We start from the raw sequence: 20,770 nt of genomic DNA on the forward strand, positions 1-20,770 counted from the left end.
AAGCTCAAGTTATTACTTAAGCTCGACAGAAGCGCCAGCTGCTTCAAGATCAGCTTTGATCTGCTCAGCTTCTTCTTTAGAAGCGCCTTCTTTAACAGTTGAAGGTGCACCGTCAACCATCTCTTTCGCTTCTTTAAGACCAAGGCCAGTTACTGCACGAACTACCTTGATTACGTTTACTTTCTTATCGCCAGCAGAAGCTAGAACAACGTCGAAGTCAGTCTTCTCTTCTGCAGCACCGCCAGCATCGCCAGCAGGACCAGCAACTACTGCAGCTGCAGCAGATACGCCGAATTTTTCTTCCATTGCAGAAACTAGTTCAACAACGTCCATTACTGACATTTCAGCAATTGCATTTAGGATATCGTCTTTAGACAGAGACATGATTAATTCCTTTATTAAATCGGTTACTTAGCAACCAGCCAATTAAGCTGCTTGCTCTTCTTTCTGAACGCGTACCGCATCGATAGCACGTACGAGCTTGCCAGCAGCTGCTTCTTTCATGCAGCTCATTAGCTTCGCTAGTGCTTCGTCGTATGTCGGTAGGCTTGCTAGCATTGCGATATCAACGATCTCGCCTTCGAAGGCAGCTGTTTTCAGCTCAAACTTGTCATTGCCTTTTGCAAAGTCTTTCAAGATACGGGCGCCAGCGCCTGGGTGCTCTTGAGAGAAAGCAATGATAGTTGGACCTACGAACGAGTCCGCTAGACATTCATAAGCTGTGCCCTCTACTGCACGACGTGCTAGCGTGTTACGTACGACTTTAAGCCATACACCCGCTTCACGTGCCTGCTTACGCAGTGCAGTCATATCGCCTACTTCAACGCCGCGGGAATCCGCAACGACAGCAGACAATGCAGAGCCAGCAGCTTCCTGAACCTCAGCGACGATCGCTTTTTTCTGTTCAAGTCCTATTGCCACAATTTACTCCTGGTTGTCTTTCGACATATTTACCAACCACCCCGCTTACGCGAGGCATGAGTACGGCTAAAATGATTCCGAGGAATCTCACCGTCTGCGCAGGCTGGTTGGCCCATTAAGATGCCACTGAAGAATCAATAGCATCACCTGCGGTCTTTGACGGTCTTCGTCTCTGTCAGACAGGTCTGAAGACCCTCAAATACCTTTGCTGGAGGATTAAGCGTCTAGTGACGCAACATCCACCTGTAGACCCGGTCCCATAGTGGTAGACAGGGTTACTTTCTTAACGTAAACGCCTTTAGCAGACGCTGGCTTAAGTTTCTTAAGCTCAGCAAGTAGAGCCGCTACGTTTTCAGCGATTTGGTTTGGCTCGAAGCCTACTTTACCAACTGACGCGTGAATGATGCCGTTCTTATCAGTACGGAAACGTACCTGACCAGATTTAGCATTCTTAACTGCACCAGCAACATCTGGAGTTACAGTACCAACCTTAGGGTTTGGCATTAGGCCACGTGGACCAAGCACTGTACCTAGCGCACCAACAACGCGCATAGCGTCTGGGCTTGCAATTACTACGTCGAAGTCTAGGTTGCCAGCTTTAACTGACTCAGCAAGATCTTCAAAACCAACAACGTCCGCGCCCGCTTCTTTTGCTTTCTCAGCGTTTTCGCCTTGAGCAAATACAGCAACACGAACTTCTTTACCTGTACCGTTTGGAAGAACACTTGAACCACGTACAACCTGGTCAGATTTCTTCGGATCAACACCTAGGTTGATCGCAACATCTACAGACTCAGCGAATTTAACAGCAGAAACTTCTGAAAGAATCTGAGCAGCATCAGCAGCAGCGTACAATTTACCCGCTTCTACTTTTTCAGCGATCGCCTTTTGACGTTTAGTCAACTTAGCCATTACTCATCACCCTCCACAACTAGACCCATGCGACGTGCAGAACCTGCAATCGTACGTACCGCTGCATCCATGTCCGCAGCAGTAAGGTCAGCCATTTTAATTGTTGCAATCTCTTCAAGCTGAGCGCGAGTAACAGTACCCACTTTCTCAGTGTTTGGACGAGATGAACCAGATTTAAGACCAACCGCTTTCTTCAATAGGATTGAAGCTGGTGGAGTCTTAGTGATGAACGTAAAGCTACGATCAGCGTATACAGTGATAACCACTGGAATTGGCATACCAGGTTCCATCGATTGAGTCTGTGCGTTGAACGCTTTACAGAACTCCATGATGTTCACACCGTGTTGACCTAGCGCAGGACCTACTGGCGGACTTGGGTTCGCCTGACCTGCTTTAACCTGCAACTTAATGTAGGCTTCTATCTTCTTAGCCATTGAGCTACTCCTTTGGGTACAAGCGCCTCTCGGCTCCCCTTTACACAACAAAAACCGAGCAGCCTTTCAGCCACTCAGTTCGTTAAAAACCTTCGTTAAACTTTTTCGACCTGACGGAACTCAAGTTCAACCGGTGTTGAGCGACCGAAGATCAATACAGCCACTTTCAGACGTGACTTCTCGTAATCAACCTCTTCAACAACACCATTGAAGTCAGCGAATGGGCCATCATTAACACGCACCATCTCACCCGCTTCAAACATCGTCTTAGGACGTGGCTTATCAACACCACTCTCTACACGACGTAGAATCTCATCAGCTTCACGCTGAGTAATTGGTGCAGGCTTATCTGCCGTACCACCTATGAAACCTAGAACACGTGGCGTACTCTTAACCATGTGCCAAGTTTCGTCGTTCATCACCATGTTAACAAGCACATAACCTGGGTAGAACTTGCGCTCAGACTTACGCTTCTTACCATCACGGATCTCTACAACCTCTTCTGTTGGCACAAGGATATCGCCAAACAGATCTTCCATACCGTGACGCTCGATCGCTTCTAGCAGACCAGCCTGAACACGCTTCTCATAACCAGAGTAAGCGTGAACAACGTACCAGCGCATCTTTTCTGAACTCATAGAAACCTCTTAACCAATAAAGCCAGACACTACCCAGCCGAGTAGCGAGTCCAGACCCCAAAGCAAAAGACCAACAATCAATACAGCCACAACAACGATCAAGGTCGTCTGCAAAGTCTCTTGACGAGTTGGCCATACCACTTTGCGAATCTCATTCTTCGCCTCTTTGAATAGACGGAAGAACGCTTTACCTTTTGCCGTTTGAAGTGCAACAAAGCCAGCTACAATTGCGAGCGCAACTAACGCAAGCACACGATAGAGCAGTGACTCGTTAGCGTAGACAGAGTTACCGACCACACCAACAGCAACGATCGCAATAACAACAAGCCACTTCAGGCTGTCAAATTTAGACACGTCGTCAGAAACTTTTGAGTTCACCAGAACCTCTACTAATCAAACACTTAAGCTAGATTTGCTGCATATAAACCACCTGCAAAAGGTGGCAGGGTAGGAGGGACTCGAACCCCCAACCTGCGGTTTTGGAGACCGCTGCTCTGCCAATTGAGCCACTACCCTATACAACAAGGGACGCGCATTATACCCGCCTAAAATCTCAGTTTCAACTGATAAAACCAAGAAATTCAGCAGCCTATGCGGTATTGAAAACCCACTTCGAAACGCTCTGACACCTACCCCAAGACGTAAAAAAAGGCAGACAATTAATCTACCTTACATGTGTCATGGAGCTCATGGGCGGATTTGAACCGCCGACCTCACCCTTACCAAGGGTGTGCTCTACCCCTGAGCTACATGAGCGAATATCGTCGATTGGAGCGGGTAGCGGGAATCGAACCCGCCTCTTCAGCTTGGAAGGCTGAGGTAATAGCCACTATACCATACCCGCCGAAGGAGCTATCGAAATGGTGGTGGGAGATGGATTCGAACCATCGAAGCTTTCGCGTCGGATTTACAATCCGATCCCTTTGGCCACTCGGGAATCCCACCAGTACTTATTGCTGAAATGGTGCCGGCACCAAGAGTCGAACTCGGGACCTACTGATTACAAGTCAGTTGCTCTACCAACTGAGCTATACCGGCTCAGCAATGAAGTGGGGCGTATCTTACTGATCAGGTTTCAGCGTTGCAACCCCTTCGCAGGGTTTTTTTTCAAATTGAGCGCCAGGCCACTGTGTCGCGACCATTTCGATCAATTCTTGATCAAATTCAAACCCTTGTAGGTAGCTTACAGTCACACGAAAAGCATCACTTTGAATGGTGTTAACCTTTTTACGCAATTTGCTCTGTAAATCATCTGGGAACTGCTTTCGCAACTCATCGACGGCAGCATCATCAGGATAGACGCCCATCACTAGTGCACCATCGCGACTCTCGGGAACCCAACCCAGTGACGCCAGCTGATCGAGCAAGGCAACACGACGATCGGCATCTGCTGGCAGGGGCAATTCAACTTTCCAACCTTGCGCAACAGGAGGAATCTTTTCGTAAGCGAGATCTACTCCATAGCCTTCAAGCTGAATAAGCAACCTCTCTGCCTCATAGTCACTCTCTAAAGGCTGAAAATAACCACACTCCCTTGGACGCAATACTAACTGCTCGCTTGCATCAAGTTCATTGGGAAGTCGAAGCGCGGCCGGCCTGATGTCTGGCTGCCTGACGGTGTCTGCAAATCGGTACTCTTGCGCGTACCACAAAAACAGCAGCGCATTCCCTAAAAGCACTAACAACACCAACCAACGTAACATTAAAGTGTCACCCTCTCCGCCAAACTCAATCCATCTAACACCAGGTTTGGCAGACACTCAACCCTAGGTTCTGACTTAATATATTCAAAAAGCTTAAGAGCATCACCACCGGTTAACAGAACACTCGCCTGCTCATGGAAATCTGCTCTTAGAGCCATAATAGAGTGAGCCAGACCGGCAAATACTAACTCCGCACCTGATGAAACACAGCTAGCAGTATCGACTCCACCAAAGGGTTGAGCACTAGCCTCTTGCTCAAAACGGATGTTTGCCGTTTGCCCCAGCAGCGCACTCTGCAGCATTTGGTAACCTGGGGTGATAAATCCACCTGTATGCTGCCCATTTGCCGTCAATAGATCGATGGTCACCGCACTGCCGGCATCAACCAGTATCGCGGGCACTCCCTTCCCTCTCTGAAAAGCAGCCAACAAAACCAACCAACGGTCGACACCTAATCGAGAGACCTCCTCATATCCACAGCGCACACCCGCGCACTCTTTCGAAACACGAGCAAACTCTGGAGTACAGCCATAGCGCTGTTCCAGTTCCGAGGAGAGCCTTTCATTAACCTCTGACGCCGCAACTGAGCTAATCCAAAGAGCATCCACCGATGCATCAGGCCATTGAGGATCAACCAGTCTGGTCACACCCTCGCGTTCAACCCGATCTGATACCAGGCGCCACTTAACTCGACTGTTGCCTATATCCAGTTCAAGACGCACTGTTAACTCCTCGTAAACTAATCTCACCAGCAGAGTAACGGTTTAGCTTACCCTCAACCTCCACTAGCACCTCACCCTGCGCATCCACACCTCGGCAAATACCCTCCACTTCAGCGTGACCCATTAAGAGCCTAACAGGATAATCTTGGAATGCATGGACCGCCTGCCACTGCTGAGCGTATGCCGAGAAACCTTTTGTTTCAAACTCATTTAACAGTTGAGTTAATGATCGGACAATCTCAATCAAAAGCTGAGAACGAGTTAGCGTACCTGACATGTAGTTGCCCAAATCCGACCACTCTTGGTCAATGCTCGAATTGACACTGTCCGGCATCTTCACATTGATCCCAACACCAATCACAGCAGAACACTCACCCGTCAGATCGCCGGCCAGCTCGATCAATACCCCACCCAGCTTACGCTTCTCTAATAGGAGATCATTCGGCCACTTCAACTGCACTCCTGTCACAGCAAGCGAACTCAATGCCTGCTGAACAGCCAACCCAACCGCCAAACTTAGACCTTGGAGTGCTGCCGCGCCCCCTTTAAATTGGCAGCCCAGTGAAAGATACAAATTGGCCGCAAAAGGGCTCACCCACTGACGTCCGCGTCTACCTCGACCCTGCCCCTGATACTCAGCTGCCACTAACACTTTGCGACAGCCATCAGACATATGGGTTTGCGCAACACGATTGGTCGAGTCGACCGAATCTAAAACGTCGATGCGGTCATAGTTAAGAGAGGACAACTCATTTGCGATAAACTGTTCATCAAGCAGATCTAGACCGCCATTGATGCGATAACCCCGCCCTCTCGATGATTGAATAGCGATTCCCAGAGCACTGAGTTTATCTAACTCTTTTCGAAGTGCGGATGAGGATATGTCCAGAATCGCAGCCAGACTGTTACCACTGCGATACTGGCCATCTGCCAGCAGCGATAACAGTCGTTGCACGGTTACGCCTCGCTGCGGTCGTAGACGATGAATGCGTAGGGGTAGCGGTTCGGCTGATCGCCGGCAGGAAAAGATTGACGACCCAACTCTTGCCACTGGCCGTAGTCAATTTCAGGAAAATGAGCATCACCCTCGGGTTCAGCCTCTACCTGTGTCAGGTAGAGACGATCAACAAGAGGTAGCGATTGTGCATAGATCTGAGCACCACCAATAATGACAGCCTCCTCTACCCCATCGATCATAGCCTGTGCCTCACCGACCTCGATAGCCTCTTCTAGGCTTGCCACGATTTTGACACCTTCAGCACTCCAATTCGAATCTCGTGTAATGACGATATTCAAACGACCTGGCAGAGGCTTGCCAATCGACTCAAAGGTTTTGCGACCCATAATAATGGGCTTACCCATGGTCACCTCTTTGAAATAACGCAGATCTTCAGGTAGGTACCAAGGCAGTTTATTGTCATTACCAATAACGCGATTTAAACCCTGAGCGACGATTAAAGCTAATCTCATAACCTCTCCTACTTATACAGAAAATGGGTATTGAATGGCGTCATGGTACTGATAGCCAACCACTTCAAAGTCATCCGTTGTCACCCAGGTTTCGATATCCTCAAGCGATTTAATATCGGGATTGATCTTTAACTGCGGGCTAGGGAAAGGTTCGCGCTTAAGCTGCACGTCACGCATCAACTCCAACTGATCTTCATAGATGTGCGCATTGACGATCTTATGATACGCCTTACCTGGTTTATGACCGGTTATCTGGGCCATCAACGCCAACAACACATAGACCTGAACCTGATTAAAATTGAGGCCCAGCGGCACATCACAACTGCGCTGATAGGATGTTAAAAAGAGCTGATCACCCAATAGCGAAAAGGTGTGGGTATGCATACAAGGACGCAGACAACCAAGATGAAACTCACCCGGGTTGTAGAAGGTCAGGATTTCGCCGCGATCATCGATCCCTTTAGAGAGGTTATCAACAATCTTCTTAAGCTGATCGGTGACGCTGCCATCGGACGCCATCCACTGACGACCCTGCACTCCGTAAACACGCCCCATGTCATCCTCACCTTTACGAGCAGGATTATTCAACCAAGCACCATTCTCGTTTGCGTTAGCATTCCACGTATTACAGCCAATATCACGAAACTGAGCCGCACTATCGTATCCACGTAGGTAACCCAATAGCTCAGCAATAGCCGCTTTGTAAAAACTCTTGCGCGTTGTGACGAGCGGGAACTGATTGCCCGCGACATCATATTCAAGATTGGCATCAATCACTGTTAAACAACGCTTACCGGTGCGCTCATTACCCACCCAGACGCCTTCATCAATGATGCGTTGGCACAACTCTAAATACTGTTTCATCCAATAACCTTAGATTAATTTTTCGACGCAACTGGGCGCATAAGCAGATAAAGCCCAATCAAAATCATGGGTAGAGAGAGTAACTGACCCATTGTTAAAACATCAAACCCAATAAAGCCAAGATGCGCATCCGGCTCCCTAAAGAACTCTACAGCGCTACGAGCAAGGCCGTAACCTAACAAAAAGAGCCCTGAAACCGACCCCAACTTGCGCGGTTTCATTGAGTAGATCCAGACAATTGAGAACAGAACAATACCTTCGAGCAGCGCCTCATAAAGCTGCGAAGGGTGTCTAGCTAACAGGTCGTTGGCACGTGGAAAGATCACACCCCAGGTCTGATCAGTGGCACGCCCCCACAACTCACCACCGATGAAGTTACCCATCCTGCCAGCAGCCAAACCTAAAGGCACGAGCGGGGCGACAAAATCACCGATCTCGAAAAGCGATTTACCCTGACTTTTAGAGAACCAGAGAATGACAGCAACCACCCCTAACAAACCACCATGGAAGGACATCCCCCCTTCCCAAACATGGAATAACCAGAGGGGATTTTCTAAGAAGTAGTCAAAGTGGTAGAAAAGGACATAACCGACTCGGCCACCAAGAATGACACCTAGAGCACCATAAAAAATCAGATCAGAAAGCTGCTTTTCGCTCCATAGACCGGTTCGCTTTGCTTGAACAGTACCCAACCAATAGGCCGAACCGAATGCGAGCAGGTACATAATGCCGTACCAATGAATTTGAAGCGCACCAAAGCCGACCGCAACTGGGTCAATATCATGAGTCCAGATCACGCCAACCCCATCAAGTTAATCAGCAAGAAACGAACACCAATGACCATTAAGAAGATGGCAAAGATCTTTTTCAGGTGTTTTTGTGGCAGAGAGTGCGCCAATTTCGCACCGACTCGAGCAAACTGTGAACTGGCAATCGCAATGCCCACAAAGGCTGGCAGATAGATGTAGCCAACACTATAGGCAGGCATACCCGCCGCATCTTGGCCGGCCCAGATATAAGCCAGAGCACTGAACAGCGCGATGGGCAAACCGACTGCGGCTGAAGTGCCGACTGCTTCACGCATCTCACTGCCTCGAGCGGTCAAGTAGGGCACCGTCAAGGTACCACCGCCGATACCAAAAATAGAGGAGGCTCCACCAATGACTGAACCCGCAACACCCAACTCTAAGTTTTCAGGCGTGCTTTTACCCTGACGCGGCTTCAAATCGAAAGCCATCTGCACTGCGACCATACAGGCAAAAACTCCAAAGATGATTTGAAGATTATCACCACTTAACTGATCAGCGATCCAAACACCGACCATAGCACCAACGGCAACACCGACAGCGAGCGGCTTAAACTGATCAAAGCGAACCGCACCGCGTTTATTATGCGCCAGTACCGAACTGATCGAGGTAACCACAATGGTTGCAAGTGAAGTCGCTACTGCAGCGTGGGTCACAACGACCTCTGGCATCGCCTGAGCCGTAAAGCTAAAGATAAGAACGGGGACGATCAAAAGACCGCCACCAATACCAAAGAGCCCAGCCACAACGCCAGCCACCGAACCTAGAACTAGGTAGGTAATTAATGTCTCTATCATCTAATCGTTTCCTGGAAGAACGGGACGCGTCAACTGTGTCAGACCCGCGTTTTGAAGCGTTTCACGAAGCAATAGGTGAATATCTGAAGACTCATCCATTTTCATCACCTGCCCTAAAAGCAACGCTGCATCTTTATATTCAACACTGCGAATCGCCAACTTAACTTTAGGTAAGTTGGTCGAGTTCATTGAAAGCACGTCATAACCCATCGCCATCAACAGCAACGCACCGCCGGGATCGGCCGCCATCTCACCACAGATAGAGACCTGTTTCTGGTATTTGTGCGCCTCATTAGCAATCAACTGCAGTGCCTGCAACACCGATGGGTGATAGGTGGTGTAGAGATCAGCAACACGCGGATTATTGCGATCAACTGCGAGCAGATACTGAGTCAAATCATTAGAACCGACTGAGACAAAATCGATCAAAGGCGCAAAACGGCCAATTTGATAGACCGCAGCGGGCACTTCAATCATGACGCCAATCTCAGGCTTCTGAAGATCCAACCCCTCCTCCAACAACTCGTTGAACGCCTGATTAATCTGCTCCAGCGCCGCTTCCACCTCTTGAACACTGCTGATCATTGGCAGCATGATCCTTAAGTTATTGAGCCCCTCAGATGCCCGCAACATAGCACGCACCTGAACAAGGAAGATCTCGGGATGATCTAAGGTGACACGAATGCCTCGCCAACCAAGGAATGGGTTCTCTTCCTCAATTGGGAAATAGGGCAACGCCTTATCACCACCAATATCTAGGGTGCGCATGGTTACAGGTTTGGGGGCAAAGGCTTCCAGTTGACGACGGTAACTGTCCGCTTGCTCTAGTTCAGAAGGAAAAGTATCCCTAATCATAAACGGAATTTCTGTACGATAGAGTCCGATACCTTCAGCACCGCGTTTAACCGCACGCTCCACATCTGCCGTCAGACCGGTATTAACCCATAACGTCTGATTGAAACCATCTTGTGTCTCAGCGGGAAGGTCGCGAAGTTGATCCAGGTTAGCCTCAATCGCTCGCTCCTCTTTGAGAATAGAGCTGTAGGCTTCTAACAGATCATCTGTCGGGTCAACGTAGATCCTGCCTGAGTAGCCATCGACAATAACCTGACGACCATCAAGCTTGGTATAGGGCAGCTCAACCACACCCATCAGCGTTGGAATACCCATTGAACGAGCCAATATGGCGGCATGTGAGGAGCCAGAGCCGGTCACAGACACCATACCGACCAACTTATCTTCAGGCACCAAACCGAGCATAGCCGGCGAAAGGTCATCGGCAATCAAAACCGTGTTATCTGGGAAATCAGGAACCCGTTCAGCCCCCTCTTGTTGCATTGCCGAGAGCAGACGACGACCTAAGTCACGAATGTCAGTTGCCCGCTCGCGCAAGTAGGGGTCCTCCATATCGGAGAACTGCCTAACATGAGCTTGAATAACTTCCCGAAGCGCACCCTGAGCCCAGTTTCCTGCCTCAATCTTAGTTCGCACTTCACTTGGAATGGCATTGTCATCCAGCATACGGAGGTAGACTTCGAAGAGCGCCTGCTCCTCTGTTCTAAGGCGCGTCGCTAGAGAGTCAGAGACCTTCTGAATATCTTCCCGCACTTGAACCAGGGCGTGTTCGAAATCTTGCAGCTCTGCCTGGATATCATTGGCAGGCTTGTCAGGCACACTGCGTAGATCTGCAGAGAGCGTTGCCACATAGACATTACCGATAGCGACACCGGGTGCGCCAGCGATACCGACAAAACGCTTCGCCGTGACAGGCTCATCATCCTGTTTAGCGGCAGCAAAAACATCAAGAATGGAGCCGGTGGCCTCGGCATGGGCAATCACGCCAGCGAGCTGAGCCGACAGAGTAACCATGAAAGCCTCTTCAGACTCATCAAAGCGTCGAACTTCCCGCTGCTGAACAACCAACACACCGTGCACTTTACGCTGATGGATAATCGGCACACCAAGGAAGGCGTGGAAGCGCTCCTCACCGGTCGATTGTAGATAGACAAACGAAGGGTGAGTGAAGGCATCTTCAAGGTTGATCGGTTCTGCACGAGAACCGACTAAACCCACGATACCCTCAGTCGAGGATAGAGAGACTTTACCCACCGCGTCCTGATTCAAACCCTCGGTGGCACGAAGCACATAACGATTCGTTTGCGTATCGGTTAGGTAGATGGAGCACACTTCAGTCGACATTGTCTCACGAATGCGACGCACAGTAAGGGAGAGTACCGACTCAAGATCGGACTCACTGCCTACTTCCTGCACAATCTGACGCAATCGAGCGAGCATGCTCATGTGCGACTCCTTTTAGACATTGTGTGTCTAGCGTTTAACGATACGTGTCAAACGAGGAGATAACTCCCGCATCGCTTTACGATAAACCTCTTTTTTAAATGAGACGACTTGCCCTATTGGGTACCAATAACTCACCCATCGCCAACCATCAAATTCTGGGGTGTCCGAACAGTCGATTTTCACTGCCTCGTCACGACTCAACATGCGCAACATAAACCACTTCTGTTTTTGACCTATACAGAGTGGAAACTGATTACGACGAATCATGCGTTTTGGCAGACGATACCTTAACCAACCACGGGTAACGCCGAGGATCTCCACATCCTTTTTCGTTAGGCCGATCTCTTCATGGAGTTCACGATACATGGCTTGTTCAGCGGTCTCATCCGCATTGATTCCACCTTGTGGAAACTGCCACGCATCTTGACCACAACGACGCGCCCACAGAACTTGACCCAGCGAGTTAACCAAAATGATACCTACATTCGGTCTAAACCCATCTGAATCGATCACTTTGTTTTCCTTAAAAAACTTTAACTTATGGTCCTATTGTTCCACAGTACCAACTTTTAAGAAATAGACTATTCACAGTGTCTTGCCAGTCAGCTCAGACACCCGTATTCTCTGCAGCGAATCCTAAACACGAGAACCTTATGAAACCCTTGGCTATTTTTGATCTGGATAACACCCTACTCAACGGCGACAGTGATCACGCATGGGGGGAGTTTTTGTGTCAAAAAGGCATTGTTGATGAGACCGCCTACCGAGCCGCAAATGATCGCTTTTTTGAACAGTACAAAGCGGGTACGATGGATATCAACGAATTTCTCGAGTTTGCGTTAAAACCACTGACAGAGCACAGCAAAGCTCAACTAGATCAGTGGCACAACGAATTCATGTCCGAGGTTATTGAGCCGATCATCCTGCCTAAGGCTGAAGAGCTCTTAGCAACACACCGCGCCGCGGGAGATAGGCTGATGATCATCACCGCGACCAACAGCTTTGTCACAGGACCCATTGCTAAACGCTTAGAGGTAGATGAGTTTCTTGCCACTGAGCCAGAACAGCTCAATGGTGCATACACAGGAAAAATAGCGGGCACACCCTGCTTCCAATCTGGCAAAGTTACCCGACTCAACGAGTGGCTCAAAGAGCACAACGCCAACCTCTCTGGCAGCCACTTCTACAGCGATTCAATCAACGATCTACCTCTGCTTGAGCAGGTAGAACGCGCCGTAGCCGTTAACCCAGACGAACGACTAACAGCTGAAGCTCAGCAGCGCGGCTGGCCGATCCTTGATCTTCGCCGCTAATCCTACGCAACTGTTTTAAGCGGATTTTTTGGTATTCGCCAGCGTGTCATTAAGTGCACGCATCACATTTTTACGGGTTACTATTCCAAGCAACTTACCCTCTTCACAGACTGGGTAAACCTTAGGCTTACCACCTTCCATGCGCTCAGCCAGCTGCAACAGCGTCTCTTTAGGAGAGACCGTCAGTGGTTGGCGATACATGATATCGCTGACACAGGTGCGATCATCAAGATAGTAGCTACTTGAGATGAGGTAGCGCAGGCAGTCATGCTCTGACAAGAATCCTGAAATTTTGCCCTCAGTGTTAACAACGGGCAGACCCGGGTAGTTAGAATCAACAAGGTGGGCAACCGCCACCTCCAAAGAGGCAGACTCTTGCAGAGGCACGACCGAAGCATCCATTAGATCTGAAACCAGTTTCTGGGAAAACATTACTCTCTCCTATTGATTAGAGTCACACTTTCATTATGGTTCAAAATCCAATTTTTTCCACACTCAGACTTAAGAGATAATCAATCAAATGATCTGGCACAAAAAAACGGAGCTAAGGCTCCGTTTTTCTCTTCCATAAATTCTGATCACTCATTCGCCAATAAGCGCATGAAATAAGCTTTCAGATACTCAGTTTCAGGAATCGCTGGGTGAATAGGGTGATCCGCTCCCTGATAGCCCTGTGCGAAAATTTGCCCCTGACGATCCAGCTCACGACTGTTGGTCCGTAGCGTATCGACTAGACGGTCTGTCTGCAGGTGCATTGAGCATGATGCCGATACCAACACACCACCACGCTTCAGCAGACGCATCGCAAAGTTGTTGATACGTGCATAAGCACGCTCACCATTACGAATGTCTTTTTTGCGCATAATAAAGGCAGGTGGATCGACGATCACCACATCAAAGCGCTCTTTATCAGCTACCAGTGTTTTACAGATATCGAAGGCATCGCCTTGCAGAGCTCTAAATTTCGGCAGAGCATTTTGTAGACGCGCATTCTCTTCAGCCACTTCCAGTGCGCCTGCAGACGCATCAACACAGGCCACTTCAGACGCGCCGGCAGCCAGTGCTTGAGCACCCCAGCCACCCACATAACTGAACAGATCAAGGACCTTTTTACCCTTCACCATCGTCTGCATACGTGCTCGGTTTTCACGGTGATCGTAGAACCAACCTGTTTTTTGCCCCGTCAACAGGGGTGCAACTAGGTTAACGCCATTTTCAGACAGTGGTGACAGATCGCCGACTTCACCTTGAACCACCTCAACGTAGGCCTCAAGACCTTCGGTTTCACGGAACTTACCGTCATTACGCAACACAATGGCGGCCGGCATAAAGACCTTGTTCAAGGCATCAATCACATGATGCTGAACCTTCTCCATCCCTGCCGTCGAAATCTGTATCACAAAGATATCGTAGTATCGATCGATCACTAGGCCAGGTAGACCGTCCGAATCGCCATACACTAAGCGGTAGCAGGGCTGATCAAAACTCATCTCGCGCAAAGACAGTGCGATGTTGAGACGGTGCACAATCAGCGAGCGATCGAGCTCTTGCTCTGGATCACGACTAAACAGACGACCACAGATCAAGGTATTGGGGTTGATAATCGCACTGCCTCTTGGGCGACCTTGGGAATCTACAACCTGGACCTGCTCTCCCACCTCAAAATTTTTCAGGGGTGAGGCTTTATTGTCCACCTCATTACTGTAGATCCAGACGTGTCCGCCACGAAGACGGCGATCTGCACCCTGCTGTAGAACTAAAGATTTTGCTTTCATCTAGCGATTACCAAAAATAAAAATACCCCGGTTGGCATTGAAACTTTCAAGCCAACCGGGGTTTTAGTCAGATCAGATTACTCTTCTTCGCAAGCAGCTGAGTATTCGTCAGCGCTTAGAAGGTCATCCAATTCACTCTCATCAGTCAGTTTAAGTTTGAAGAACCAGCCATCACCATAAGGGTCGCTGTTAACCATCTCTGGTGCATCTTCAAGATCATCGTTAACCGCAACGACAACACCGCTAACCGGTGCATAGATATCAGATGCTGCTTTTACAGACTCAACCACACCTGCGTCATCACCAGCAGACACCTCTGCATCGATGTCAGGCAACTCAACAAATACCACATCGCCCAGTGCTTCTTGCGCGTGGTCTGTAACACCAATCGTTACAGTGCCATCACCCTCAACACGGATCCACTCGTGGCTGCTTACATACTTCAATTCGCCAGGAACGTTACTCATCTTTTATCACCTGATCTGATTATTCAAAAACTTTTTTGCCGTTGCGGACGAAAGGCGGACGGACGACTCGAACGTCGATCTCTTTTCCACGCATTTCAACTTTCGCAGCAGCACCAGTACCGGCAGGCACTCGAGCCAGAGCGACCGAGAAGCCTAAGGTTGGGGAGAATGTACCACTGGTAATTTCACCCTCACCAACACCGTCAACAATAACACGCTGATGCCCTCTTAAGACACCTCTTGTTTCAAGCACCAAGCCCACTAACTTATCGTAGCCGCCATTCGCTTTTTGCTGATCAAGAACCTCACGACCGACAAACTGTCGATCAGATGGTTCAAACGCCACCGACCATGCAATGCCGGACTCTAACGGAGTCACAGAATCGGTCATATCGCTGCCGTATAGATTCATACCCGCCTCCAGGCGAAGCGTATCACGCGCACCTAAGCCACAAGGTGCGACACCCGCTTCAGCCAGTGCAGACCAAAACTGAGCAACTTCATCATCAGGCACCATGATCTCAAGGCCATCTTCGCCGGTATAACCGGTGCGGGCAATAAACCACCCTTCCGACTCAAACCCTTGGAAGACCGATAGTTCGTTAATGGCCTGCTCACGCGATCCACCAAGAAGCGCAGCGACTTTTGCACGCGCCTTAGGACCCTGCACAGCGACCATGGCCAACTCAGGTTGCTCATTTAACGTCACATCAAAACCGATCGCTCGATCCGCCATCCAGGCCAAATCTTTCTCACGCGTCGCACAGTTAACCACCAAGCGGTACCACTCGTTAGAAGAGCTCTTATCAGTCATCAAGTAGATAATAAGATCATCGATAATGCCGCCCTGCTCATTGAGCATGGCTGTATAGAGCGCCTTACCTTTAACTTCTAAACGCGCGACATCATTAGCCACAAGATATTGAAGATACTTACGTGATTCCTGACCTGATACGTCAACAATGGTCATGTGCGACACATCGAACATACCTGCATCTTGGCGCACGATATTGTGCTCTTCTAGCTGAGAACCATAGTGCAATGGCATATCCCAACCGCCGAAATCGACAAGCTTACCGCCCATTGATGCGTGCAACTCATAGAGTGGAGTTTTGTGTCCCATTTACAGTCCTGTTATTCAATCAATAAACTCCGCCTCTCTGCGGAGTTTCAAAAAGGGACAAGAAGTTTACCCTAAAATGGGTTTAGTTCAATCTTTGATCAACGCTTGCCGACGCTGCTCGTCGCATCCGAGTCGGTAGATCGCCGGAAAGGCCCATCGCTTCTGACATAATGTGCTGCTTAATTGGCTCAACGCGATTGAAAAGACGCATACCAACACTGCGCGCCCATTCGATCGGAGCTGGTTGTGGAGCAAATAGACGCCTAAACCCTTCCATCACCGCGCTCATGCGCAGGTTACTCATCTGCCTTGAACGCTCATAACGCTTTAACACCTTCGCATCACCGATCGGCTCACGACGCATCTGTGCCTGAGCAATCACGTCGTTGAGCGCAGCGCTGTCCAAAAAACCTAAATTGACACCCTGCCCTGCAAGCGGGTGGATCGTGTGTGCAGCATCGCCGATCAGTACTCCTCCCTCAACAGCATAGTGCTTGGCGTGACGCTGTCTTAACGGAACCTTTTGAATACCAGTTGCCGACGCCACTCGGCCCAACACATCACGCGAACCAAAGCTGACGGCTGCACAAAAGGCATCCTGATCCATCTCTAATAGTTCTGCTGCATGTTTAGGCGAGGTCGACCAGACCAACGAGACATGATGAGCGCTTGCGGTCTTAAGAGGGAGCAGTGCAAGAGGGCCATCCTCTGTAAACCGCTGCCAACAGGTGTGTTGATGAGGCCGAGTCATCTCAAGCGTTGCCACAACGGCATGCTGACCATAGTCCCACTCATGAGTAGCCAGACCCAACTGCTTACGTGTATTTGAGTGGGCACCGTCAGCACCTACCACAAGCTGCGCAGATAAAAGATCACCATCTTCGAGCTCTATGAGTCGACTAGACTCTTGGAATCGCCCCAGTGTTTTAATACGTGAGGCGAAATTGAGCTTAAGATTTGCACGGTCAAGTGCCGCTTTTAATAGACCTAAAACAACCAGGCGATTCTCTACGATAAAGCCCAACTGCTTCTCGTGAATATCAAAACAGTCAAAATCGACCTCGCCACGCGTTTCACCGTCCCAGACATGCATTTTCTCATAGGGTTCTGCTCGCCAGCTAAGAATATGCGACCAAGCCCCCAAGGATTTCAGTAACTCGACAGAGGCCAGTGTGAGAGCACTCACACGAGAATCAAAAGCCCCCTGCATGAGCTGAGCAGCCTGGTCATCAATGGTCGACAGATCCATACCAAATTGATCCAACACCTCAACCTTCAAACCAAGATCCGCCAGTTGAATCGCTGCAGCCAAGCCAGTCATACCTGCGCCAGCAATGGCAACGTCCACTGAGCGAATAGCATTTTTATCAGTCATTAGACTTTAACCTCGCCGCTGGGGTATCCAAGCCCATCGCAGCCCTCGCCAATAGAGTGCGTGCCGATGGAATTAAGTCTAGGGTTTGCAATGCCAAGCTTCGCCCCAAACGGAGAGCCGGATTAGTAGAGCTAAAGATTTTCAATGCAGAGTCGCCAAACCCGATCGTACGACTTTGATCTTTTCGACGCCCGTCAATGAACTCCTCCAACATGGCTAATGCACCAATATCTTGGCCCGCTTGCTTGGCCAGAATAATCCGCTCCGCTAACTCACAAACACCGCGCAAGGCTAGGTTGAACCCCTGACCTGCAATGGGGTGCAGAGCATGAGCGGCATTACCAAGAACCACCAAACCACGGCGAACCTGCTCATCAGCCAAGGTTAAATGCAGTGGGTAGGAGAATCGCTCACCCACTCCAATCAAGCGACCGGCACGATATCCAAAGGCTTGTTGAAGATCGGCCAAAAATTGCTGATCGATCTGCCCCATGCGGGAATTGACCTGATCGTCAGACAGCGTCCAAACCAACCCCATACGGTGGCGCCCTTCGTGATCTTCGATCGGAAGCAGAGCAATAGGACCATTTTCGGTAAAACGTTCATAAGCAACGCCATCATGAGGGCGATCGACCTCTAGGTTGGCAATGAGTGCATGCTGATGATAGGGGGTCTGGCGATACTCAATACCCATACGCTGTCTTAGCTCAGAACGTCCACCATCCGCCATGACCACCAGTGGTGCTGTTAAGGTTATCGACTCACCATCTTGATCTATCACCACATGACGCTGACCCTCCACCCACTCAACCGATTCAACGGTTGCCGGCGAATAGAGTTCGACCTGATCGCGCGCGGCCAGTACCGAGCTCATTAACACCTGACCTAACCAGTGGTTCTCGACAACATAGCCCAGTGCGTCGACGCGCTCCTGCTCAGCACTCATGGTCGTTTGACCCCAGCGTCCTCTGTCAGAAACATGGATCCGATCGATGGGAGTCAGGTGTTCATGGAGAAGCTCCCACACACCCATAGACTCAAAGGCGGTTCGGGATCCATAAGCCAATGCGGTAGAGCGTGCATCAAAGCTGGGCTGAAACTGAGGATTGGGCTTAGCCTGCATAGGGCTCTGCTCAACAAGAGCGATCTTAAGACCTAAGGATTTGGCAGAAGGTGTTAACGCAGCGACTAAACTGGCGCCCACCATGCCACCACCACAAATGATTAGATCAAACTGCGATTCATGCACGGCGCATCAATGCCTCTATCTCATCTATCTCTTTGGGTACTGCAGAGGTTAAAACTCGCGCACCCTCATCTGTTACCATAACATCATCTTCGATGCGAACACCGATGCCGCGCCAGCGCTCTTCGACGCTGTGATCATCGGGGGCGATGTAGAGACCCGGTTCAATGGTCGTGACAATGCCAGGCGAAAGCTCGCGCCACTCACCCTCTACACGGTAAGAGCCAACATCATGAACATCCATACCTAACCAGTGACCAATGCGGTGCATATAGAATCGACGATACGCGCCCGATTCAATTAACTGATCCACCTCACCCGACAGCAAACCGAGCTCAACCAACCCTTTAGTCAATATTTCGACAGACAACTGATGCAGAGAGTCCCAATTACAACCCGGTTTGACCGCGTCAATGCAGGCTTTGTTGGCGTCTAAGACCAACTGATAGATGGCACGCTGCTCTTCGCTGAACTGGCCGTTAGCAGGGAAAGTCCGGGTAATGTCACTGGCATAGTTATCCAATTCACAACCTGCATCTATCAGAATGAGATCACCCTCATTAATGGGCTGATCGTTGTCGATGTAGTGAAGAATACAGGCATTTTTCCCTGCCGCCACAATAGGCGTGTAAGCTTGAAAACGAGCACCCTCAGCCATGCAGTGACTCTGAATAATCGCTTCCAGTTGGTACTCATTCATGCCAACCCGGCACTGCTGCATCGCTTTAACATGAGCCTCTGCAGAGATATCGGCCGCTCGCTGCATGATGGCGATCTCAGCATCGGATTTAAACAGACGCATCTCATGCAAAATAGAATCTGAATCACTCAAAGCCTTGGGAACTTCAGCGCCCGCTCGAACACGTTTAGCCAGATCCTGAATCCAACCTTTTACCCGGGAGTCCAATGCAGCATCGCGTGCTAACGGGTAGAACAGCTGATCAACGCCATCGATTAGGCTGGGAAGCTGTTGATCAATCTCTGAAAGATTGTATGCAGCATCCGCGCCAAAGGTCTCAATGCAACCCTCTGGACCTGCTCGGTAACCAGTCCAGATCTCCATTTCAGGATCACGTGGCTGACAGAACAGTACCACCGGCTGATCTGAACTTGGCTTAAGCAGCAACAAACCATCCGGTTCATTAAATCCCGTAAGGTAGTAGAAATCACTCGACTGCCTAAACGGAAACTCAGCGTCGGCGTTGCGGCTGACCAAAGAGGCCGCAGCGATAATCATGACCGAATTGTCAGGTAACTCAGAGAGCAGTTTAGCTCGACGCTCTTTGTAGATTGAGAGATCAATTTTCATCAGTGCATTACCGGTTTATCAGACTCAGTAGACTCCGCTTTATTACATTCACTAAATAGCAGCATGGCAGCCATACGAACGTACTCTTCCACCTCCATCAGGAGATTCTCGTCCTCTTCGGCCTGGCCGTCCGCCTCAATTTGCGCAATTTGCACCAGATCTTTAAGACCATCTTGCGCATCATTAGAGAGATGTTGCCCTTGATCGCCAATCGCCATGCCAAAACCTGCTAGGAACCCAGTCACCCAAAGGCCTAACTGCTCTGCACGCTCAGCCAGAGGTTGCTCATCATCCGGTAGTAAAATGGCCAACTCAAAAGCGGATGATTCCAGCTGTTCTAAAATCTGGGTGTAGAGTGCCATCAACTTTTCGCTGCTGCTCTCAAGAGCGATACGAGTGATATCCATTTGAGTGACACAAAACGCCTCAAGACTCGCTTTATCAAAACGTTTAGCGGCGGTGAGCTGCCCAACGATCGCGCCATGTAACTCAGAGGGTGAAAAGGCGATAGCCCCCTCTTCAATCATTAAATTGGCTAGTTGATCAAAATCTGGCGCGCTCATCGACTCTCACTTATTACGGTAGAAATAAAGG

General features: G+C 49.6%; 24 protein-coding genes and 5 tRNA genes. 1 reads left to right on the plus strand and 28 read right to left on the minus strand.

All coding sequences use genetic code 11. From position 1 onward, the window contains the following. Nucleotides 1-12: 12 nt before the first annotated feature. The 20 genes from rplL to rppH form a co-directional block, all read right to left on the minus strand. Nucleotides 13-384, minus strand: a complete 372-nt coding sequence (gene rplL / locus XMG59_RS04435) for a 50S ribosomal protein L7/L12 (RefSeq protein WP_173481794.1) — start codon at nt 382-384, stop codon at nt 13-15. A gap of 42 nt (nt 385-426) precedes the next feature. Further along, entirely contained in the window at nt 427-921 is a 495-nt protein-coding gene (gene rplJ / locus XMG59_RS04440; RefSeq protein ID WP_173481793.1) for a 50S ribosomal protein L10, read from the minus strand. Between the two features lie 216 nt (nt 922-1,137). Then, the gene (gene rplA, locus XMG59_RS04445; protein WP_173481792.1) at nt 1,138-1,833 is read right to left on the minus strand and encodes a 50S ribosomal protein L1; all 696 of its coding nucleotides are present in this window, start codon (nt 1,831-1,833) and stop codon (nt 1,138-1,140) included. Continuing rightward, complete coding sequence (rplK, locus tag XMG59_RS04450; protein WP_173481791.1) at nt 1,833-2,267, minus strand: 50S ribosomal protein L11; 435 nt, start codon at nt 2,265-2,267, stop codon at nt 1,833-1,835. The genes rplA and rplK overlap by 1 nt, the downstream gene beginning before the upstream one ends. A gap of 95 nt (nt 2,268-2,362) precedes the next feature. After that, nucleotides 2,363-2,905 (minus strand): transcription termination/antitermination protein NusG, encoded by a 543-nt coding sequence (nusG, locus tag XMG59_RS04455; protein WP_173481790.1) that lies wholly within the window; start codon nt 2,903-2,905, stop codon nt 2,363-2,365. 9 nt (nt 2,906-2,914) lie between these two features. Further along, nucleotides 2,915-3,283, minus strand: a complete 369-nt coding sequence (secE, locus tag XMG59_RS04460) for a preprotein translocase subunit SecE (RefSeq protein ID WP_173481789.1) — start codon at nt 3,281-3,283, stop codon at nt 2,915-2,917. A gap of 62 nt (nt 3,284-3,345) precedes the next feature. Continuing rightward, nucleotides 3,346-3,421: transfer RNA gene (locus XMG59_RS04465), tRNA-Trp, on the minus strand. A 165-nt stretch (nt 3,422-3,586) separates the two neighbouring features. After that, nucleotides 3,587-3,661: transfer RNA gene (locus XMG59_RS04470), tRNA-Thr, on the minus strand. Between the two features lie 13 nt (nt 3,662-3,674). Continuing rightward, a tRNA-Gly gene (locus XMG59_RS04475) sits at nt 3,675-3,749 on the minus strand. 17 nt (nt 3,750-3,766) lie between these two features. Continuing rightward, nucleotides 3,767-3,850, minus strand: a tRNA-Tyr gene (locus tag XMG59_RS04480). 17 nt (nt 3,851-3,867) lie between these two features. After that, nucleotides 3,868-3,943: transfer RNA gene (locus XMG59_RS04485), tRNA-Thr, on the minus strand. 23 nt (nt 3,944-3,966) lie between these two features. After that, nucleotides 3,967-4,608 (minus strand): hypothetical protein, encoded by a 642-nt coding sequence (locus tag XMG59_RS04490; RefSeq protein ID WP_173481788.1) that lies wholly within the window; start codon nt 4,606-4,608, stop codon nt 3,967-3,969. Further along, nucleotides 4,608-5,330, minus strand: coding sequence for a type III pantothenate kinase (locus tag XMG59_RS04495; protein WP_173498293.1), 723 nt, complete (start codon nt 5,328-5,330; stop codon nt 4,608-4,610). Before XMG59_RS04495 ends, XMG59_RS04490 begins: the two co-directional genes overlap by 1 nt. Continuing rightward, a complete protein-coding gene (gene birA / locus XMG59_RS04500; RefSeq protein WP_173481786.1) occupies nt 5,320-6,285 on the minus strand; it encodes a bifunctional biotin--[acetyl-CoA-carboxylase] ligase/biotin operon repressor BirA in 966 nt (321 codons plus the stop codon). The genes XMG59_RS04495 and birA overlap by 11 nt, the downstream gene beginning before the upstream one ends. Nucleotides 6,286-6,287: 2 nt before the next feature. Beyond that, complete coding sequence (locus XMG59_RS04505; protein ID WP_173481785.1) at nt 6,288-6,800, minus strand: dihydrofolate reductase; 513 nt, start codon at nt 6,798-6,800, stop codon at nt 6,288-6,290. A 12-nt stretch (nt 6,801-6,812) separates the two neighbouring features. Continuing rightward, nucleotides 6,813-7,664 (minus strand): thymidylate synthase, encoded by an 852-nt coding sequence (locus XMG59_RS04510; protein ID WP_173481784.1) that lies wholly within the window; start codon nt 7,662-7,664, stop codon nt 6,813-6,815. Between the two features lie 14 nt (nt 7,665-7,678). Then, nucleotides 7,679-8,458 (minus strand): prolipoprotein diacylglyceryl transferase, encoded by a 780-nt coding sequence (gene lgt, locus XMG59_RS04515; RefSeq protein ID WP_173481817.1) that lies wholly within the window; start codon nt 8,456-8,458, stop codon nt 7,679-7,681. Continuing rightward, entirely contained in the window at nt 8,458-9,267 is an 810-nt protein-coding gene (locus XMG59_RS04520) for a sulfite exporter TauE/SafE family protein (protein WP_173481783.1), read from the minus strand. The genes lgt and XMG59_RS04520 overlap by 1 nt, the downstream gene beginning before the upstream one ends. Continuing rightward, entirely contained in the window at nt 9,268-11,562 is a 2,295-nt protein-coding gene (gene ptsP, locus XMG59_RS04525) for a phosphoenolpyruvate--protein phosphotransferase (RefSeq protein ID WP_173481816.1), read from the minus strand. A gap of 33 nt (nt 11,563-11,595) precedes the next feature. Next, nucleotides 11,596-12,081, minus strand: a complete 486-nt coding sequence (rppH, locus tag XMG59_RS04530; protein WP_173498294.1) for an RNA pyrophosphohydrolase — start codon at nt 12,079-12,081, stop codon at nt 11,596-11,598. Between the two features lie 140 nt (nt 12,082-12,221). Here rppH and XMG59_RS04535 point away from each other — a divergent pair, with 140 nt between their 5' ends. Continuing rightward, nucleotides 12,222-12,881, plus strand: a complete 660-nt coding sequence (locus tag XMG59_RS04535) for an HAD family phosphatase (protein WP_173481815.1) — start codon at nt 12,222-12,224, stop codon at nt 12,879-12,881. A gap of 15 nt (nt 12,882-12,896) precedes the next feature. On the opposite strand, the gene XMG59_RS04540 is transcribed toward XMG59_RS04535, so the two are convergent. The 8 genes from XMG59_RS04540 to XMG59_RS04575 form a co-directional block, all read right to left on the minus strand. Then, a complete protein-coding gene (locus XMG59_RS04540) occupies nt 12,897-13,313 on the minus strand; it encodes a CBS domain-containing protein (protein ID WP_173481781.1) in 417 nt (138 codons plus the stop codon). Between the two features lie 146 nt (nt 13,314-13,459). Beyond that, nucleotides 13,460-14,656 carry a class I SAM-dependent rRNA methyltransferase gene (locus XMG59_RS04545; RefSeq protein WP_173482539.1) on the minus strand — a complete coding sequence of 399 codons (1,197 nt, stop codon included), beginning with the start codon at nt 14,654-14,656 and terminating at the stop codon, nt 13,460-13,462. Between the two features lie 77 nt (nt 14,657-14,733). Continuing rightward, on the minus strand, nt 14,734-15,123 hold the full coding sequence (gene gcvH / locus XMG59_RS04550) for a glycine cleavage system protein GcvH (protein WP_173481779.1): 390 nt from the start codon (nt 15,121-15,123) through the stop codon (nt 14,734-14,736). A gap of 19 nt (nt 15,124-15,142) precedes the next feature. Further along, nucleotides 15,143-16,246 (minus strand): glycine cleavage system aminomethyltransferase GcvT, encoded by a 1,104-nt coding sequence (gene gcvT, locus XMG59_RS04555; RefSeq protein WP_173482540.1) that lies wholly within the window; start codon nt 16,244-16,246, stop codon nt 15,143-15,145. An 82-nt stretch (nt 16,247-16,328) separates the two neighbouring features. Further along, complete coding sequence (locus tag XMG59_RS04560; RefSeq protein WP_173482541.1) at nt 16,329-17,621, minus strand: UbiH/UbiF/VisC/COQ6 family ubiquinone biosynthesis hydroxylase; 1,293 nt, start codon at nt 17,619-17,621, stop codon at nt 16,329-16,331. Continuing rightward, entirely contained in the window at nt 17,614-18,870 is a 1,257-nt protein-coding gene (gene ubiH / locus XMG59_RS04565; protein ID WP_371743731.1) for a 2-octaprenyl-6-methoxyphenyl hydroxylase, read from the minus strand. The genes XMG59_RS04560 and ubiH overlap by 8 nt, the downstream gene beginning before the upstream one ends. Next, the gene (gene pepP / locus XMG59_RS04570) at nt 18,863-20,176 is read right to left on the minus strand and encodes a Xaa-Pro aminopeptidase (protein WP_173494643.1); all 1,314 of its coding nucleotides are present in this window, start codon (nt 20,174-20,176) and stop codon (nt 18,863-18,865) included. The genes ubiH and pepP overlap by 8 nt, the downstream gene beginning before the upstream one ends. Then, entirely contained in the window at nt 20,176-20,739 is a 564-nt protein-coding gene (locus XMG59_RS04575) for a UPF0149 family protein (RefSeq protein ID WP_173481775.1), read from the minus strand. Before XMG59_RS04575 ends, pepP begins: the two co-directional genes overlap by 1 nt. Nucleotides 20,740-20,770: the final 31 nt, after the last annotated feature.

Origin of the sequence: Marinobacterium sp. xm-g-59, from assembly GCF_013283315.1 — a bacterium.
Lineage (GTDB): Bacteria > Pseudomonadota > Gammaproteobacteria > Pseudomonadales > Balneatricaceae > Marinobacterium_E.

Excerpts from the sequence above, each read along its gene's own strand:
- gcvT (WP_173482540.1), bottom strand. The coding sequence starts at position 16,246 with ATGGGACACAAAACTCCACTCTATGAGTTGCACGCATCAATGGGCGGT.
- nusG (WP_173481790.1), bottom strand. The coding sequence starts at position 2,905 with ATGAGTTCAGAAAAGATGCGCTGGTACGTTGTTCACGCTTACTCTGGT.
- XMG59_RS04510 (WP_173481784.1), bottom strand. The coding sequence starts at position 7,664 with ATGAAACAGTATTTAGAGTTGTGCCAACGCATCATTGATGAAGGCGTC.
- rplL (WP_173481794.1), bottom strand. The coding sequence starts at position 384 with ATGTCTCTGTCTAAAGACGATATCCTAAATGCAATTGCTGAAATGTCA.
- pepP (WP_173494643.1), bottom strand. The coding sequence starts at position 20,176 with ATGAAAATTGATCTCTCAATCTACAAAGAGCGTCGAGCTAAACTGCTC.
- gcvH (WP_173481779.1), bottom strand. The coding sequence starts at position 15,123 with ATGAGTAACGTTCCTGGCGAATTGAAGTATGTAAGCAGCCACGAGTGG.
- XMG59_RS04575 (WP_173481775.1), bottom strand. The coding sequence starts at position 20,739 with ATGAGCGCGCCAGATTTTGATCAACTAGCCAATTTAATGATTGAAGAG.
- XMG59_RS04545 (WP_173482539.1), bottom strand. The coding sequence starts at position 14,656 with ATGAAAGCAAAATCTTTAGTTCTACAGCAGGGTGCAGATCGCCGTCTT.
- XMG59_RS04560 (WP_173482541.1), bottom strand. The coding sequence starts at position 17,621 with ATGACTGATAAAAATGCTATTCGCTCAGTGGACGTTGCCATTGCTGGC.
- rplA (WP_173481792.1), bottom strand. The coding sequence starts at position 1,833 with ATGGCTAAGTTGACTAAACGTCAAAAGGCGATCGCTGAAAAAGTAGAA.
- XMG59_RS04540 (WP_173481781.1), bottom strand. The coding sequence starts at position 13,313 with ATGTTTTCCCAGAAACTGGTTTCAGATCTAATGGATGCTTCGGTCGTG.
- rplK (WP_173481791.1), bottom strand. The coding sequence starts at position 2,267 with ATGGCTAAGAAGATAGAAGCCTACATTAAGTTGCAGGTTAAAGCAGGT.
- XMG59_RS04490 (WP_173481788.1), bottom strand. The coding sequence starts at position 4,608 with ATGTTACGTTGGTTGGTGTTGTTAGTGCTTTTAGGGAATGCGCTGCTG.
- XMG59_RS04505 (WP_173481785.1), bottom strand. The coding sequence starts at position 6,800 with ATGAGATTAGCTTTAATCGTCGCTCAGGGTTTAAATCGCGTTATTGGT.
- XMG59_RS04520 (WP_173481783.1), bottom strand. The coding sequence starts at position 9,267 with ATGATAGAGACATTAATTACCTACCTAGTTCTAGGTTCGGTGGCTGGC.
- ptsP (WP_173481816.1), bottom strand. The coding sequence starts at position 11,562 with ATGCTCGCTCGATTGCGTCAGATTGTGCAGGAAGTAGGCAGTGAGTCC.
- XMG59_RS04535 (WP_173481815.1), top strand. The coding sequence starts at position 12,222 with ATGAAACCCTTGGCTATTTTTGATCTGGATAACACCCTACTCAACGGC.